Genomic DNA, 19,524 nt, shown 5'->3' on the forward strand with positions numbered 1-19,524 from the left:
AATTTTTACTCATCTATTTTAAATGAAATAGTTTTTTCTGATTTACTCATGTCACGAGCTGTTAAGAAGACTCGTAAAGTATATTCGCCAGCATTTAAAGACGAAAGGGAAATATCATAACTTAGCTCTTCACCCGGTGCCAGTTTAATATCTTTCAATACTTGCATAAATGCCTTTCCATCAGAATATCGTTTAATTACTCCTTCTTCTTTACTACTTAATTCATATTCATATCTTTGACTTGTATTAAATGATAATTCTACTTCGTCTGCCCCTTCATTTTTTACGATATAATTAAATTCCTTACTCGAATTGCCTGAATTAACTTCTTCTAAAGAAAACGTTAGATCTTTCTCCTCCACATTATCATCCTCCTCTTTCGGCTCTTCATTTACTTCTTCACTTTCTTCATTTGTCTCATTATTTCGTTCCTGATCATTTTCACTCTCTTGATTTGACAAAAAAAGGAGAGTTCCTAAACCTGCAATTAATAAGATTACAATGATTAGTCCGAGCTTTTTCATGATCTTCACCTCATTAAACATTTTTTATATCTTCAAATTATTCCCCTTTCTTATAAATACTATAAATTAAAAAAATTGATAATACAAAGAACTCAACTTTGCTAAAAGCTGAGTTCTACAGTCTTAATTTACTATTTAATTATTTTTTCTAACATATCTGCCACATTATTACTTACAGCACCCTCTCCACCGAAAATAGTTATTCGATTTGCGTCATTTTCTGTCATAAATTCTGATACTCCTTTAGGAACCTCATCACTTACGAGTAAAATAGCACTATCATTCTTAGCCGCAAGTACTGCGCCTGTTAATGCATCGGCATACAGTTTTCCTGTTGCTACATACATATGCTTATTTTCCACACCAAAGTGTTTCGCAACTTCCACATTGGTTTCATAGCGGTCTGCTCCTCTTAATCTATCAGCATCCGGTAGCTGTTCTAAGATTTCATCGGATACTACCATCGTTCCACCAACGACAATTGTTTTACCGGCATTAAGATCACTGATTGCTGCTTCCGTTACTTGTGGTAATGACTCTGATTTAGTTAATAGAATTGGCAGGCCTTCTTTCGCTGCATGTGACGCTACAGATAAAGCGTCAGGGAAGTCCATTCCATTTACTACGACTACTTCTTCTGCCCCATCCGGCGATACCTCTGAAGCAATCAATGCTGCCGTTTCAAATCTGGTTCCCCCGGCAATACGTCGTACATCCAGGTCTGCCTCCTCAAGCTCTTCTACAACATTTTCACTTATTGCCCCGGTTCCACCTAAGATAATTACTTCACCTGCACCTAAACGCTCAATCTCTTCTAAGGTGTTGTCCCTAAGGTCATCATTAGGTGTGAGCAGGATCGGCGCATCCAGTTTATGTGCTAATGGCACACCTGCAAGTGCATCGGCAAATTCCAAACCACGTGACAGGATAACTGTATCAGAAGTCTCCCATCCTTCCTGACTGATTTCAATTGCCGTATCATACCTCATTTCACCTGAAATACGATCCAATTGCTCTGAAGATATAAATAGTTTTCCCGGTGCTTCTTCTGTAACTCTATTGCCGGTACTATCTGTAAGTTCCACTTCAATGGTTACATTTTGCAGGTCTACATTTGTCGGTACTGTCCATGTACCTTTATAAACCCCGGTTTGCACTTCTTCCATATTGTTGGAAGTAGATTGTGTAGAACTCTGATTCGGGAATTTTACGATAAAGTTTGCTTCTCCTCCAATGACATTACTTTGGAAAGATATATCTACTTCGTCACCTACTCGTACATATTGATCTGTCAATGGTTGTAAATTTTCAATAACAGGTTTCTCTGCAATAAATGTTACAATAACCGGATCTGAGCTGCCTGTAACTTTTCCATCTAATGTTGATAAGGCTGTTATCTCATTTTTACCTTCTGTCAATTCCATTGTAATTGCAAATTTGCCATCATCACCAACTTCGGCTGCACCTACTTTTTCACTGTTATTCATCAACTCAATCGTTGTTGTAGGTGATGCAGTACCTTCAACAGTAATAGTACTGTCATTCGTTATTTCATCATGCTTTGGTGATGTAATAGCCGGTTCATTTACCTCATAATCAACTAGTGCTCGAATCATTTTGTTTCCAGTAAGAAAATTAGATTCAAGCTGGTACCAATAACCGTGGTACATTTCCCAGCTGCGTTCTGTAAAAGGCCCATTTTTATCCTGTTCCAGCCTTGGTGTATTTTGCCTATCCTCTGTTTGGATATAAACAATATAAAAATCATCATTAACGAATATCCCCTCATCACCCAAATCAACTGTTGTCCATTCGTCATTTTTTATTGCAGTCGCGTCGATCGGCCCGGCAAGTTTATTTCCCGGGGCTCCGTCAAGTCCTGTAGCGTCATATACTGCAACTTGGAATTTATCACCACCACGTTCTGAAAATAAGAATTTGCCCCCAGTCACTTTAGCTATTTCTTCACCTTCAGCTAGTGACATTTTTACTCCCCAGCCGCTACCTGCTTCAAGGAACCAACTCCCACCTTCACCAGTCCCATCATCATAGCCAATTTCACCGCCGGGATAACTGTAAAAAGGTTCTAGTTCCACATCTATATCTGAAGTAGCTTCATCAATTTTAATTGGAATATCTGCAGTGTAATAACCATGTGCAGTTACTTTTAATTTATATGTTCCTTCATAGGCAGATAACTCATAATGACCATTTTGATCGGTTGTGACAGGTGTAATATTGGCGTCTTCCACGAGTAATAATGCAGCTCCTTCAATAGCTTCACCCGATTCATTTGTAACCGTCCCACTGATTGTTCTTTGTGGGATTTCTTTCAACGGGAAATCAGCTTGAACTGTTTCGTGTTCTTCAATATTCACTAATCGCTGCACCGCTTGATACCCATAAGCTTCTGCTTGCACGGTGTATTCCCCCGCTGCATAATTTATTGAGTAGGATCCATCTGAAGGATCTGTGTTTACTGACCTTCCACGATCCAGTATACTTATACTTGCACTTAATGGGATTTCAGATTCTTTTACTTCCTGTACTACTTTACCTTCTATTGTTCCAACACCTTCATCTACAGCTGCTACTGCGTTCAATGCATCAACTAATCCATAGCCATAGCCATTATTCGGACTCTCTGGATATTCATCATCTGTTAATGGTTTCGTTGTTGATAATAAAATATCTTCCAGTTCATCAACAGATAATTCTGTGTTAATAGAATGTACTAATGCTGCCACACCCGAAACCGCTGGTCCTGCCATTGATGTTCCACTATTCTCAGCATATCCATTTCCTGGTATGGATGAGCGAATAACTTGACCTGGTGCTGTCACATCTGGTTTTACTTCACCATACGGCGAAGGTCCACGTAAAGAAAATCTTGCAACTTGATCAACAATATCTGTCGCACCAACTGCAAATGATTCTGGATAATTTGCTGGTGAGACAATCGATTCAGGTCCACCCGGGTTTCCATTTCCTATATTCCCTGCAGAGAACACCGGTAAGACATCAGCATTTCTCCATGCTATTACGACATCCCGGTACCATTCATCAAGTCCAGGTCCACCACCCCAGGAATTGTTAACTACATCTGGCGCCAAATCTATACGGGTATTACCTTCTTCATCTGTTGGGGCTAAAATCCATTCTGCAGCTTCCAGCAGGTCTACATCAGTTCCACCGTCTTCAGTGAAAGCTTTAACAGCAATCCACTTGGCACCAGGTGCTACACCAATCTTATTTGGCCCGTCGGTTTCACTCCCAAGCATTGTTCCAACTGTATGTGTTCCATGTCCCTGGTCATCATATGGCTCAACCTCACCTGCTGTAGCATCGTACCAATTAAAATCATGGTCAACATCGCCGGTCGTTTTATCATAGCCACGATACTTTTCCTTTAATGCGGGATGATCCCATTGGACACCCGTATCAATACTAGCTACGACTGTACCGGTACCATCAATCCCCATATCCCAAACCTGAGGTGCCTTGACCCGCTCAATGTTCCATTCCGCATTAGCAGAATCTGCTGCCGGTTTTTGTGGCATATCTTTTTTTACTGAAGTATATAATTTGCTTGTTTCATTTGGCAGAATTTTTTCCACCTCATCAAATGCCGTAATACTTTTGGCAACCTCTTTCGTTGCCGTAACTGCTATTCCATTAACAATAAAATAGGATTTAATAGCTTCTGCATTGCCTTTATCCACTTCTTCTTCAAGATACTCCAATACATTCTGCTGTGCTTTATTAGCTGTTGCTTTTAATTCAGATACTACAGCAGAACGTTGAACAAACTCTGCTTTTTGGGCAGTTAGTTCCGCTTTTTTCGCATCTTCTCTTACATCTTTTACTACTTTTTGGGTATCTGCTTTTTCTTTAAATTTAATTAAGAACGTTATCTTTTCTTCATCATTAAATTGATCTTGTAATCGTTCACTCAATTTACTTTCTGTTTCGTTATTCAATTCATTTAAGACACGACCCGATACATCATTTGCGTTAACAAGTCCAGGTGCTACTAATGAAAATAGCAATAGCATTGATGTTACTATACTAAAAAACCTTACCTGATAAATTTTCCTTTTCCCCAATTTACGTTCCTCCCCATATTTATGTTTACTATTCTTGTATTAATGCTTGATTAGCTGTTTATAATTAATCACACCCTTTTTCATTAATATTCATCCAGGTTTTACTTCAAGTAACCTTTAATATGAATATTTTAGTATTGAATACAACTATAATAGAAAATTCACTAAAATAGTATGATACTTAACCAAATATAGCCGTAAATGTCAGAATTGATAGATTTGTATCATTTTTATAATTTTTTTACATAGGCATAATTATCTACTTTGCTATTTACTTAGATTCCACCTAACTACCAATATAGTAATTAAATGTAAAAACAAATAGAACCCACCTCCTAAAAGAAGATGAGTTCTATTTGAAATGCTATTATTTTATTACTGGATTAGCTCATTCAGTGCATCTAAAGCTTCTTCACTAACTGCATTAGTACCTCCGAATATAGTTAATCGATTTACTTCTTGTTCAGTAATATAGCTGGAAACTACTTCAGGAATCTCTCCATTTTCGCCTGCTAATTTACTTACTAATAAAATAGAACTATTATTCTTTGCAGCTAATACAGCTCCAGTTAATGCATCAGCATATGCTGTACCTGTTGCTATATACATATGATTGTTATCTGCTCCAAAGTGTTTCACTACTTCAACATTCGTTTCGTAACGATTTTCACCGTTTAGTCGGCTAGCCTCTGGAAGCTGATCTTTTACAGCATTTGAAACTACTGACTTACCACCAATTACTAGTGTTTGAGAAGCACCAAGATTATTAATCGCTTCCTCAGTTACTTCTGGTAGTTCATCTGCAAATGTTAGTAAGATTGGTAAACCATCTTTAGCAGCAAGAGATGCAACAGATAGTGCATCAGGGAAGTCCATTCCATTTGCTACGACTACCTTTTCTGCCCCATCAGGTGCAACTATATTAGCAATTGCAGCAGCTGTTTCAAATCTTGTGTCACCTTCATAACGTGTTACATCAAAACCTTCACTTACCAGGTGTGATCCAATTGATTCATCAATTGCACCTGTTCCACCTAAAATAATTATATCCTTAGTACCCAGGCGTTCGATTTCCGCTAATGTTTCTTCCAATAATTTATCACTAGGTGTTAATAATATTGGAGCATCTAGTTTATGTGCTAAAGGCACACCTGCTAGTGCATCAGCAAAGTTATCTCCACGTGCCAGAATAACTGTATCGGCAGAATCCCAACCTTCCTGGCTTATTTCTATTGCTGTATCGTATCTCGACTCACCTGAAATACGGTCTATTTTTTCTGTAGTGATATAAAGTTTCCCTTCAGCTTCCTGTACAGTTGTATTGCCTGCATCATCTGTTAATTCAACTTCAATCACTCCACCTTGAAGAGCTAGGTCGGGAACAGTCCAAGTTCCTTGATAAATTCCCGGTTCTACTTCTTCCATTGGATTTGAAGCAGAGGATTGAGGTACAGCCTGTCCTGGAAGTTGTACTGTAAAGTTTGCTTCTCCTCCTACTTTTTCACTATGGAAGGAAATTTCTACCTCATCACCTGGTAATACATTTTGATCAGTTGATGGTTGTAGATTTTCCATTACAGGTGTAGTTTGATCCACTACAATTGTAACGGATTCTGCTTGTTCATTACCTGCAACATCAACTGCAACTACATTAATTTCATTCTCACCATTTTCAACGATAATTCGTTTAGAAAATTTTTCATCCGTTACAGTTGCTTCCTCACCATTTACTGTTACTGATGAAAGGTTAGCATCTGTCACAGTTCCTTCAACTGTTACAGTCTCGCTATTTGTTACTTCTCCATCCTGAGGAGAATCAATCGTTAAACCAGGTGCTTCTGTATCCAATGTTACCGAAATCGGTGCGGATTCATTAACAGAAGTACCATCAATTAATGTTACTGCGGTTAATACGTTTTCTCCTTCTGTTAACTCTGTTTCGAATGTAAATTGGCCATTATCACTAATGTCAACAGAATCTACTGCTTCACCATTATTTATTAATTCAATTGTTGTACTTGGTGATGCTGTACCTTCCACTGTTAGCATTGCTTCATTTGTAATAAGGTCTTTTGCTGGAGAAGTAATAACAGCATCGCTTACTCCATACGCTACTCGAGCACGTATCATATAGTTTCCTTCTTCAGAAGGAGCTGGTTCAAATGATCCAGAAACATACTGATAACTTCTCTCAGCATTTGGACCATTTTCATCTGTTGCCAAACCTGGTACGTTTGGATTTGCACCTGTTTGGATATATACCATGTAAAAATCGCCTTCAACTTGAATAGCGTGTTCCCTCAGGTCAACAACTGTCCATTCATTTATACTTCTTGTCGCTTCTGCATCAACAGGGCCTGCTATTTTTTCTCCTGGAGTTCCATTAGGACCTGTAGCATCCCATACTTCTACAGCAAATTCAGTACCACCTGGAACTGGCCAATCGGTACCATGGAATTGGAATACACCATCTGTTACGATTCCGGAATCTTCCCCCTCTGGTAAGGACATTTTAACTGCCCATCCATTGCCTGCATCATAGAAAGCACGTGCATTTTCAGCAGTTCCGTCATCATAGCCGATCTCTCCGCCCGGAACTGTGTAGAATGGCTCCAGTGCAACATCAACAGTAGCATCCGAACCATCAAGGTTAACCTCAACCTCTGCAGCATGATAACCACTTGCTAATACTTTTAATGTGTACGTACCTTCGTACGCTGTTAGAGAATAGTTACCTTCCCCATCTGTTTCGACAGGTGTAATGTTCGCATCTTCCACAAGAAGCACTGTTGCTCCTTCAATAGTTTCATCTGTTGCTTCGTCAGTAATTGTACCACTTACTGTATACTGATCGATTTCTTCCAAAGTGAAATTTGCTTCTGCAGTTCCATCTTCTTCAATGGATACAGATTGCTCTTGAGATTCAAACCCATAAGCCTCCGCTTGAACAGTAAATTCTCCAGCAGCATGAAGCAATGAATAGCTTCCATCTGCAGGATCTGTATTTACAGAGCGTCCACTTTCAAGTACACTAACCTGTGCACCTAAAGGAAGTGCATTAGGTTTATAGTTGTTTTCTTCTACTGCTTCATGTTCAAAAGTAGGTGCTTCTAAATCGTCACCTTCTTTTGTAACCTGACCTTCTAAAGTTCCAAGTCCTCTAATAAGAGTTGAAACTGCATCATATGCATTAACTAATCCATAGCCATATCCCATATTTGGAGATTCAGGATATTCTCCATCTGTTAATGGCGTTGCAGTGTTCACAATAATTTCCTCTAATTCATCAACAGTTAAACTAGCATCTGCTTCGATCAAAAGTGCCACAACTGCGGATACAGCTGGCCCCGCCATTGAAGTTCCATTCCAACCTCCTTCATATCCACTCCCTGGTACAGATGAACGAATGTTCACACCAGGAGCTGAAATATCCGGTTTAATGTCACCTTCATATGGAGAAGGTCCTCTTAATGAAAAACCTGCTACAGTATCATTTATATCAGTTGCGCCTGTGGCAAATGATTCAGGATAATTTGCAGGTGTTGCAATTGAACCAGGCCCACCTGGATTAAATAAAGTCGTATTACCTGCTGAAAATTCAGGGAAAATATCAGCAGCTCTCCAGTTTTGAACAACTTCACGATACCATTCATCAAGACCTGGTCCGCCCCCCCAAGAGTTGTTAACAACATCTGGAGCCTTAGTTGCATCCCCACCTGGAGCTATGATCCAATCGGCAGCTTCTAATAAATCAACATCAGTTCCACCATCTGCAGTAAACGCCTTGACGGCAATCCACTGAGCACCAGGAGCTACCCCAATTTGGTTTGACCCATCTGGTTCACTTCCTACCATTGTTCCCGTTACATGTGTTCCATGTCCTTGGTCATCATATGGCGTGGATTCACCAGCAGTTGCATCATACCAGCTATACGTATGTTTTACTTCACCTGCATTGTATCCACGATATTTCTCCTGCAGTGCTGGATGATCCCATTGAACTCCACTATCAATACTTGCTACAACAGTACCTGTTCCATCAAATCCCATATCCCAAACTGCTGGAGCACCAACACGATCGACATTCCATTCTACATTTGCAATGTCTGATTTAGGTGTATCAGCATCTTTAGAAACAGTTGTGTATAATTCACGGGTTTCATTTTTCAATAGTTTTTCTACTTCCGGAAATGATGCAACTTTTTCAGCTACTTCTTTTGTAGCAGTTACAGCCATTCCATTGACAATAAAGTAAGAGTTAAACGCATCCACATTACCGGTTTCAGCTTCTTGCTCGAGAAACTCGATTACACTTTGCTGTGAAGATATGGAAGTTGATTTCAATTTAGCAATGACTGCAGAACGCTGTAAGTGCTCTGTCTTAAGCGCAGATAAGTTCGTATTTTCTGCGGTTGCCCTCGCTTCTTCAGCAACTTTTGCAGCATCAGCCTTTTCATTAAATTTAACTAAGAAAGTTACCTTTTCCTTGTCTTGAAAATCATTCAATAAGCGGTCACTTACTTTAGCTTGTACTGTGTTTTGCGAACTTTTTGCTGATATACTTACATCACCAGTTGATTGCGCACTGGCAAGTCCCGGTGCGACTAATGAAAACGTCATAAGTAATGATGATGCGATACTAAAAGCACGTATTCGCTGCTGTTTCTTTTTCTTCAATTAACATTCCTCCTATTTTTTTTAAAAATATATAAATTAATGCGCTGTCTTAAATTTTTTAGAAAAAAAGACAACAATAAACACATTTCACCTCCTTAACTGTATATTCTGCAGTTTCTTCGGTGTAAGTGTTTATCTTAAAACAATGTTGTATGTAAATTAAAATTTATATGAAATTCTTTTCATGAGTACAAAGATTGATAGATTGATTATATTGAACTACCACGAGATTTTTATATAGCACTTAAAGCATAGGTCATTTTTAGTATAATTATTATACATTTATTTGTCAACTAATTCAGATAATTGTCTTTACATGTATTAAAAATAGAACCCAACCTCATATTGAAGCTGAATTCCAATCAAATTTTATTCGTTTATTTATTTACTTATGAACATCTCCAAAATTAAAATTCTCACCTCGAATTTGGGTGCTATTATAAATTACTGCAATCATGTCGAAATTATTTTCTTCTATAAACTCCACCACCGTCCTATCTTTATTGTGCCTTGGGTCATAAATTGTCGTTTTATAAAAGCCTTCAGCTAAATGATAGATAATCGGGTTTGTATAGGAATCCTTAATTATTAGTAGTTTATTATTTTCATCTTTCTTCTTTGGATTTGTAATATTTATTTCTCTTAAATCCCGAGTAAACAGATCATTATATGCAATCAAATCACTTTTGGTATCCTTAAATGCACTTCCGTATAGTTCATACGGTTCAATCCGTTTACCTTCTATTATAACTTCATATTTTTGGAATGAGTCAGACAACAATGTGCACAAATTCTCACCACTCGTGTCGATGAGTCTGTATAATTGTTTGTTATAGCTTCCATCAAAAAGATTTGATGGAAAACATCTTCTTTCATAATGATCTTTATTTACTTCCCTTGATATAAATGTATCAGAATGATTTGAAAATGTATCCACAATTGTTTTATACACCTGAAAAGCACCATTCATATTCCAATGGTGATCTGTTTTAAAATACATCTTTTTAAGATCTTCATTAGAAAATTCATCTAAAAATAATTTCGTGAAATCAACCTTGATTACACTTTCACTACCTATTTGGCTCATTAAATAATCTGTTTTTTCTTTATAGTTACCTGCTGTAATATAATCAGGATATAAAAATGGCAGTACACTAACTTTATGAGGAACGGAAAAATAATAAAATTCTATATCTTTGTCTGCTAAATAATCACCAAAATTTTTTATATTTTCGGCAGCAATATCTATATCTTTTTTAGGGAAATTAGATTGAGGTTTAGGCATAATCCAATTCTCCTCTGTTATATAGTAATCTTGAATATAGGTTTTATCCATTAACATTTGGTAGTTAACATAAGTTTTCAACCATTTATCTCTACCAGGAAATTGGTCCGTAATATACGCTTCAAAACCCAACATGTATTCTCCAGAAGTGAAGTCACTTAAAGTTAATTCCGGCTTCTGTGCGAGATTTCTATTTTCAATGTCTGAAACCTCTTTATCCGGCATGATCAACAAATAGATACCTATAGAAAATATAAATAATATAAATAACACAGATAATAGGACGTCCCCAAATTTATTCATATAAAACAGCTCCAATTAAAATCGAAAATAAATAAACGGATTATACGTGGAATTTACTAATAGCAATACTGAAATTACCATTAATGCCATATAAACGAAAGGTACTGTTACTGAAAATATTGGCATCAAGCGCTTTTCAAGGTTATTTACAGCTATGATAGCATTTAGCCACCGAACAACTGGCATAGCAAAAATAATACCAATTAGAAAGATCAGCCAATAATCATGTGAATAAATTAATGTATATTCGTCTACTAGATTAGTATCATTCAATAGGAACATTGTCTTCAAATAATTAAATGAATAACTAAAATTATCTGCTCTAAAGAATACCCAGCCAATGAAAACAATGAACAATAAATAAAAGTGCTGAATCGGTTTCCATAGTTTATTTAAAAGTCTCGTCAGACCAATTCGTTCAAGAACAATAAATATCCCAAAATATAATCCCCAAGCCATAAATGTCCAACTGGCACCATGCCAGAAGCCTGTAATTGTCCATACAATTAATAAATTTATAAGTGTTCTGTAATACCCTTTACGATTTCCTCCCAAAGGAATATATACATAATCTCTAAACCAGGAAGATAAGGAGATATGCCATCTTCTCCAAAACTCTGAGACAGATTTTGCTATGTATGGGTAATTAAAATTTTCCAGGAAATCAAAGCCAAACATTTTCCCAAGTCCAATTGCCATATCACTATAGCCTGAAAAATCAAAGTAAATTTGCAACCCATATGCAACTATTCCTATCCAAGCTGCCGATACACTTAAGCTATCAGCTGGCGTATTAAAGGCTGCATCCGCAACATCACCAAAAGAGTTTGCAAGGATTACCTTTTTTGCTAAGCCAATGATAAATCTTTTTACACCTTCTGTAAATTTCTCCAAATTAACGAATCTCTTCTTCAGTTGCCCGGCAATAGAATTATATCGCACAATTGGCCCTGCTACTAATTGCGGAAACAATGAAATATATAATGATAACGAAATTATACTCCTTTGAACCTTTACATCCTCCCGGTAAACATCAATAACATAACTCATTGCCTGAAAGGTGAAAAAGGAAATCCCTATAGGTAATGGGATGGATTCCATTTCTATACTGGTATTTAACAAGGAATTAATGTTATTTATCAGGAAATTCGCATATTTAAAAAAGCCCAGGATAAGTAAATTCCCTATTATGCCTAATGTTAGAAATAACTTTTTAAGGGATATATTTCTCTTATATTTCCCTATCAATAAACCCGCTATGAAATTAATTAAAATGGAAAACAACATAAGGAAAACATATTTCGGTTCACCCCACGCATAAAAAAATAGACTTGCAAGTAATAATATGAAATTTCTCCATTCATTTTTTACTATAAAATAACAAAATAATACAAATGGCAAAAATATAAATAAAAATACCAAATTACTAAAGACCAATTAATCCACCTTCATTTTAAGTATAAGAACGATAATAATATGTATAAATTCACACTACATAAGTATAAAGTATTGATAAGAGTATGTATATAGAATTAAAAATAGAACCCACCTATTAAGATGAGTTCTAACACATAAACATGAAGTTTTTTACTGAATTAGCTGTTCCAGTTCTGCAAACGATTTTTTAGTAACTGCTTCAGTTCCCCCAAAAATAGTTAATCTATTAAACTTATTTTCTAAAATATAATCGGAAACTACTTTCGGTATTTCTTTCTCTTCGCCAGCTAATTTACCTACCAATAAAATCCCACTATCATTTTTTGTTGCTAATACCGCTCCTGTTAATGCATCGGCATAGTGTCCACCCGTCGCAATATACATATGCTTCGTCTCTACTCCGAAGTATTTTGCAACTTCCATATTCGTCGCATAACGATTCGCTCCTCTGAGCCTAATAGCATGAGGCAGTAGACCTTTGATTTTATCCGAAACCACTTTCGTTCCTCCAACAACAATCGTATCCTTCGTTCCTAATGTGTTCAGTGTATCGATTGTTGACTGTGGAAGGGAGTTTTTATAGGTTAATAGAATCGGTATTCCTTCTCTTGCGGCATATGAAGCAACGGATAGAGCATCAGGGAAATTCATGCCATTCACAACTACCGCGGTAGCTGCCTCTCCTGAGGATACCTGTTTAGCAATTTCAGAAGCTGTTTCAAATCTTGTTTCCCCTGAGTAACGGGTTACCTTTATTCCAGACTTTATCAGCTGCTCTTGAACTTTATTACTTATTGCCCCGGTTCCGCCAAGAATGATTACCTTGTCTGCCCGGAGGCGTTTAATTTCTCTCATCGTTCTGTCAAAAATCATATTATTAGTTGTGAGCAGTATAGGAGCGTTCAGCTTATGTGCCAGTGGGACACCGGCTAATGAGTCAGCAAAATTATCCCCTCGGGCGAGAATAACAGTATCCGAAGAATTCCATCCCTGTCTGCTGATTTCAATAGCTGTATCATAGCGCATCGATCCAGAAATCCTTTTCACATTACTGTTTTCCATGGAAATTGTAGCATTTAAAGCAGCAGGAGCATTGACAAGTCCATAGCCGTAGCCATTATTCGGCGATTCCGGATAGGTTTCATCTGTCAAAGGAGTAGCTGTTTCTCTTAAAATATGCTTCATCTGCTTTACCGTTAAGCTTGGTCCTGCCTGTTTTAGTAGTGCAACCACTCCTGATACTGCCGGTCCCGCCATTGATGTTCCACTCTTTGATCCATATTCACCACCGGGTACAGAAGAGCGGATACTTTCTCCTGGTGCTACAACATCCGGTTTTATTTCATTATATGGTGAAGGTCCAAGCAATGAAAAGGATGTCAGCTTATTTTCACTGTTAACTGCACCTGTTGCAAATGATTCCGGATAATTTGCCGGAGCTTCAACTGATCCGGGAACGGTTGGTTTTGAACCTAAATTATTTCCAGCCGAGAACTCCGGAAAGATACCTGCAGCAATCCAGTTTTTCACGACATCACGATACCATTCATCCTTGCCTTTTCCTCCGCTCCAGGAATTATTAACAATATCCGGAGCCATATCCGGTCTCTCATTCCCATGCTCATCTGTTGGGGCAAGAATCCACTCCGCCGCCTTTAATAGGTCAGCATCTGTAGCTGTTCCAGATGTATTGAAAGCGTTTACCGCAATCCATTTGGCTCCTGGTGCTACTCCAATTTGATTTGAGCCATCTGGTTCTGATCCAATCATTGTGCCTGTTACATGTGTGCCATGTCCATGGATATCATAGGGGACAGTCTTACCGTTCACTGCATCAAACCAGTTGAAGCTGTGATCAACCTCACCTGTTTCACTGTTATATCCGCGATATTTTCCCTTTAAAGCCGGATGGTCCCAATCAACTCCTGAGTCGATGCTTGCAATTATGACACCTGATCCATCAATGTTTTGTCCCCATACCTCCGGGGCACCAACCTGCTCTATATTCGTTTCTATATTATTGTGTACTGAATTAGATTCTTCATTTTTTGTTTCAGTTAAGTGGCGAACCCGGTTCGGTAATACTTTTTCTACTTCATTAAAATCAAGAACCTTTTTAGCTACTTCTTCCGTTGCGGTTACCGCAATCCCATTAACAATGTGAAATGAGCGGATATCCTCAGCGTTGCCTGATTCCGCTTCCTTCCGGAGGTATTCCAATACACTCTCTTGAGAACCTTCCGAAGTCGATTTTAATTCATTCAGAACAGCAATATGCCTCTGGAGCTGCACTTCTTCCGCATTTAAAGTATTTTGATTAATCTTTTCACTTGCTTTATTTAATGCATTCCCGACTGCAGGCTTATCATTAAATTTAATCAGGAATGTAACTTTATGCTCCTGACCAAATGCTGTAGCTAGCGCCTTAGGTATGGTATCCTGTGGATTTTGACCTTCAGAATTGGTTCCTCTCGCATAGGCAGTTTGAGGAATAACCATTGAAACTGCCATTAGAAGGGCTAACCCTATATATAACCATTTATGTATGTAATTACTCTTGCTTTTCATCAATTATCTTCCCTTCGATGCTGAAAATTCACCTATTCTATGAAACTATAACAATATATATAATAACATTATAGAAGTAAGTTAACCATAAAATTTTCCACCGAATTATAAGTTGTTTAAATTCAAAGCTTGGATATAACTTCAGTTTAATAGAAAAAGAACCCATCTTTTTCAAGACAGGTTCTTTTTCAAAAAGTTACTTACTTAAGCAATTTGCTAAGTGCGTTTTCTGTAGCTTCATCAACTGCTACTGTACCACCAAAAATAGTTAAATCAGTTACACCTTGTTCAGTAATGTAATTGGAAACTACGTTTGGAATGATTCCATCTTCTTTAACTAAATTACCTACCAGTAGGATAGCACTATTGTTTTTCGCTGCTAATACCGACCCGGTTAACGCATCAGCATATTCGGTTCCTGTTGCAACATATAAGTTGCTATTTTCTACACCGAAATGTTCCGCTATAGCAATGTTAGTTTCGTAACGGTTATCCCCACTTAATCTTTCTGCAGCAGGAAGCTCATTCAATACATCATCAGACACAACCGCTTTACCACCAACTACAACTGTATTTGTAGTACCAAGTTCATTAAGAGCAGTTTGCGTTGCTTCCGGTAGCTCACTGTCTCTTGTTAATAAAATTGGCGTTCCTTCTTGTGCCGCAAACGAAGCAACTGTCAATGCATCAGGGAAATTCAATCCATTTGCAATAACTGCATTTTCAGTTCCACCAGTTACCTCAGCTAATTTCTCAGCAATTTCAACTGCTGTTTCAAATCTAGTGTCACCAGCAAGGCGGATTACTTCCTTACCTGCTTCTGTCAGTTCATTTTCATCTGGCAGTTCAATTGCACCTGCCCCACCAAGAACGTAAATTTCATTAGCACCCAAACGGTTAATTTCTGCTAAAACGTCATCACTTAACTCACCTTCTGATGGGGTTAACAGAATTGGTGTATCCATAGCATGTGCTAATGGAACACCTGCTAATGCATCCGCAAAATCATCACCACGTGCTAAGATAACCTTATCAACTGAACCATCTTCCCAGCCATCTTGGCTAGTTTCGATAGCAGTATCATATCTCCAGTCACCATAAATTCTTTCCAAAGGCTCTACAGGCTCTTCTGCTGGTTCGATAACAATTTTACCATCTGCAACTTTTGATACACTGTCGCCATTGCTGTTGGCAATTGTTACTTCCACCGCAGCTTCTTCATAGCCTGCATCTTCAGGTACAGTGTAAACAGCTGTGTAAGCTCCAGCTTCTGTTTCGTTCATTGCAACTGCTTCACCGTCAGCTACTGTATATGTTGCGTTACCCTCTTCTATGTTACTAGTGAAAGTAATTGTAACATCATCGCCAGCTTTTACTACTTGATCAGAGCTTGGCTCAAGATTTTCAATTGTTGGTACTTCCGGTTCTGGCACTTCATCTTCCTGCAATGCCTCAACTGCTGCAAGTGCATCTACTAAACCATGACCAAAACCATTGTTAGGCGTTTCAGTATACTCTTCATTCGTAAGTTCTGTTGCAGTTTCCTGCAATGTAGTTTTCAGTTCATCAATTGTTACATCAGATTTTGCTTGAATCATCAATGCCGCAATACCCGCTACAGCTGGTGCAGCCATTGAAGTTCCATTGGAAACTGCGTATCCGTCACCAGGATAAGTAGATAGAATTTCTACTCCTGGGGCTGCAACATTTGGCTTAATATCTCCATATGGAGATGGTCCTCTTAAAGAAAATTCCGCCAGTGCATTATCCTGATCAGTTGCGCCTACTGCGAATGCTTCAGGATAAAGAGCTGGAATTGATACAGAACCTTCAACAGGCTCTACAACACCTGGTACTGCATTTCCCGCTGCAAATACAGGGAAAATTCCTGCATCCTGCCAAGCTACAATAACATCACGGAAAAATTCATTCATTTCCTCTGGAGTATATCCTGGGAATCCCCATGAATTGTTAACAACATCAGGAGCATTAGCGGCATCTCCACCTGGAGCCATCATCCACTCTGCTGCTGACAAGATTGCATCACTTGGTAAACCACCACTTGCATTCGCTACGTTTGCCGCAATCCATTTTGCTTGTGGAGCTACACCAACTTCATCTCCAACCATTGTACCTGTAACATGTGTACCATGGCCTTGATAATCATTGGCTTCTTTTTCTCCATATACTGCATCGAAGAAACTTGCTGAATGATCAACCTCACCTGTTTCTGCATTATAACCACGATATTTCTCTTTTAATGCAGGGTGGTCCCATTGAACACCAGAATCAATGCTTGCTACAACTACGCCTTCACCATTAAACCCTTTTTCCCAAGTTTGGGGAGCATTAACACGGTCAACATTCCATGCAATCTCTGACAGCTTATTATCATCTGTCTTAACAGGTTCAATTACTTCAGCTTCAATGTTCGGATAAACATCTGCAACTTCATTGAATTGAAGCAGTTCTTCAGCTACTTCCTGTGTAGCGGTAACTGAAATTGCATTTGTAATAAAGTAAGATTTTATATCTTCAGCATTTGTATCTTTTAAATATTCAAATACATTTGATTGTGCTTTATCGGCAGTTGTCTGTAATGTGTTAATTACAGCTTCGCGCTGTGCTAAAACTGCCTTTTCTTCTGTTGCGCCCGCTAGAGTTGCTTGTTCTTTAGCCTGTTCCGCAACTGCTGCAGTATTGGCTTCGTCTTTAAAATCAACAATAAATGTTACCTTCTCGGTATTTTCAAATTGTTTAACCAAAGTATCTGATAATTTTGCTGAATTAACTGATTCCGCACTAATTGCTGAAGGTGCAATTAATGAAAATACCATTAAAAACGCAGCAAGGATAGAAAATACTTTAACTTGTCTTCTGTTTTTTCTCATGTAATTCCTCCTAAAGTTTTAAACTCTAAATCTGTTATACTCACGAACTTAAAATATACACCCCTTTTTAGATAATAGTTTTATATATTACTAGAAAACAATGATGGTTTTTCATGTTGATATGTAGTCTACTGGATGCCTCATAAATATCATTTTTTCTAGTGACATGCTTAGTTAATACCACTGTTCTTTTTTTCCTAAACCTTTTTTCCTAATTTTCATTTCAAAACATTAAGATTTGAATACATTAATATGAAGTATATTGGAAAATCAAGCTTTGAAATTACAATTATTACTTTTTAATTAAAAAGTCATTACTGCTAACTATATCGATTATATGCATGAAATATTTTCCAGTCAATGAAGTGTCTTGATATTGATAGTTTAGCACTATAATATGCCGGCTCTAAAATACTACTTTAAATTCTATTAAGTACTTTTTTACTATTCTTTAAGATTGATATGATACAGAACTTATTTACTAGCCAAAAAAACATGACTTTTAATGCTATGTTGGCATTAAAACTTTTATACATTAATTAAAATGGAAATAAAATGATACTTCATAACCTAGGTCAGATCAGATTAAAAATAGCTGCCACCTATTATAGGCAACAGCTATCTCATTATAATTTCTCATAAATTGTAAATAATTTATTTAACAGGATTCTTTGGTCATTTTCCTGTGCCTTTTCTTCACCTTTATCAATTAATTGCTTCTGTAAATCTTTATTCGTTATTATATTTTCCATACCTTTTCTTAATGAATCAGTATTCTGTGCTTCAACTAAAACTCCCGAGCCATCCTGAAGTAAATAAGCTAATCCTCCGACCTTGCTTCCAACTACAGGTGTACGTACTGACATTGCCTCCAGTGCAACTAGTCCAAAACCTTCTATGTACGAAGGAAGTACAAATAAATCTGCAGCTGCCATCCACTTTGCGAGTTGCTGTTGATTTTTAGTTGAATGAATCTTAACATCTTTTATTTGCTCTGATTCGATTTTCTCATCTAATTCTTTTTTGAATTCTTCTTGTTTCGTTGCACCGATTAAATGTAATTCAATAAATGGATATTTCTTTTTCAACATATTATAAGCATCGAGAAGTTCAATAAGGCCTTTTGCCTTGATATAATTTCCCACAAATAAAACAGAAAATTTATCCAGGGGTTGATTCAGCTCTACTTTTGCTTTATCTTTTTCAATCGGCTTAAAAACCTCTCGATTAACTCCCATATTTAAAACGCTGATTTTCTCTGGTTCAATGCCAAATGTTTCATTTATTTCCCGCTTCAGTTCTTCTCCAACAGCAATCACATGGTTTGCTTTTTTTAATATATTTTTGGTTTGATTAAAGAAAAATGGGCCTTTTTTTGACATTTTATCAATATCCCCACCATGTGCTGTAACCACCAGTTTTGTTCCATAAAGCTTTTTGAACAATAATCCGAATAAACCACTGGGAAATACATAATGTGCATGAATAATATCGTACTTTCTTCCTTTAAATAACAATATACTAATTACTTTTAAAAACCAGATTAAGTATTTCTTTAACACAAACAATTTACCCATCCGTGGATCTTTAACTACCGCAATATCCACTTGATGATTATATTGTTTAATTGCTTCAACCTGATTTTTAACGAATATTCCATATGTAGGACTATCATCGCTTGGATACATGTTGCTGATAACAAGTATTTTTTTACTGCTGCTGCCCATTTTTAT

The 19,524-nt window shown here is 37.3% G+C and carries 8 protein-coding genes; all 8 read right to left on the reverse strand.

What is annotated here, in order from left to right; genetic code table 11:
* Positions 1 to 5 precede the first annotated feature (5 nt).
* Positions 6 to 524: a BsuPI-related putative proteinase inhibitor gene (locus CIL05_RS01160; RefSeq protein WP_165769014.1), complete on the reverse strand. Its 519-nt coding sequence runs from the start codon at positions 522 to 524 to the stop codon at positions 6 to 8.
* A 131-nt stretch (positions 525 to 655) separates the two neighbouring features.
* The gene (locus CIL05_RS01165; protein WP_439144818.1) at positions 656 to 4,579 is read right to left on the reverse strand and encodes a cell wall-binding repeat-containing protein; all 3,924 of its coding nucleotides are present in this window, start codon (positions 4,577 to 4,579) and stop codon (positions 656 to 658) included.
* Between the two features lie 426 nt (positions 4,580 to 5,005).
* Positions 5,006 to 9,307, reverse strand: a complete 4,302-nt coding sequence (locus tag CIL05_RS01170) for a cell wall-binding repeat-containing protein (RefSeq protein WP_095653664.1) — start codon at positions 9,305 to 9,307, stop codon at positions 5,006 to 5,008.
* A gap of 385 nt (positions 9,308 to 9,692) precedes the next feature.
* Complete coding sequence (locus tag CIL05_RS01175; protein ID WP_095653665.1) at positions 9,693 to 10,895, reverse strand: alginate O-acetyltransferase AlgX-related protein; 1,203 nt, start codon at positions 10,893 to 10,895, stop codon at positions 9,693 to 9,695.
* A gap of 15 nt (positions 10,896 to 10,910) precedes the next feature.
* The gene (locus tag CIL05_RS01180) at positions 10,911 to 12,332 is read right to left on the reverse strand and encodes an MBOAT family O-acyltransferase (RefSeq protein WP_095653666.1); all 1,422 of its coding nucleotides are present in this window, start codon (positions 12,330 to 12,332) and stop codon (positions 10,911 to 10,913) included.
* Positions 12,333 to 12,482: 150 nt separating this feature from the next.
* A complete protein-coding gene (locus tag CIL05_RS01185) occupies positions 12,483 to 14,900 on the reverse strand; it encodes a cell wall-binding repeat-containing protein (protein ID WP_095653667.1) in 2,418 nt (805 codons plus the stop codon).
* 200 nt (positions 14,901 to 15,100) lie between these two features.
* Complete coding sequence (locus CIL05_RS01190; protein ID WP_095653668.1) at positions 15,101 to 17,791, reverse strand: cell wall-binding repeat-containing protein; 2,691 nt, start codon at positions 17,789 to 17,791, stop codon at positions 15,101 to 15,103.
* Positions 17,792 to 18,417: 626 nt separating this feature from the next.
* Positions 18,418 to 19,518, reverse strand: a complete 1,101-nt coding sequence (locus tag CIL05_RS01195) for a glycosyltransferase (protein WP_240510078.1) — start codon at positions 19,516 to 19,518, stop codon at positions 18,418 to 18,420.
* Positions 19,519 to 19,524: the final 6 nt, after the last annotated feature.

The organism is Virgibacillus profundi, assembly GCF_002287375.1.
Lineage (GTDB): Bacteria > Bacillota > Bacilli > Bacillales > Amphibacillaceae > Virgibacillus_K > Virgibacillus_K profundi.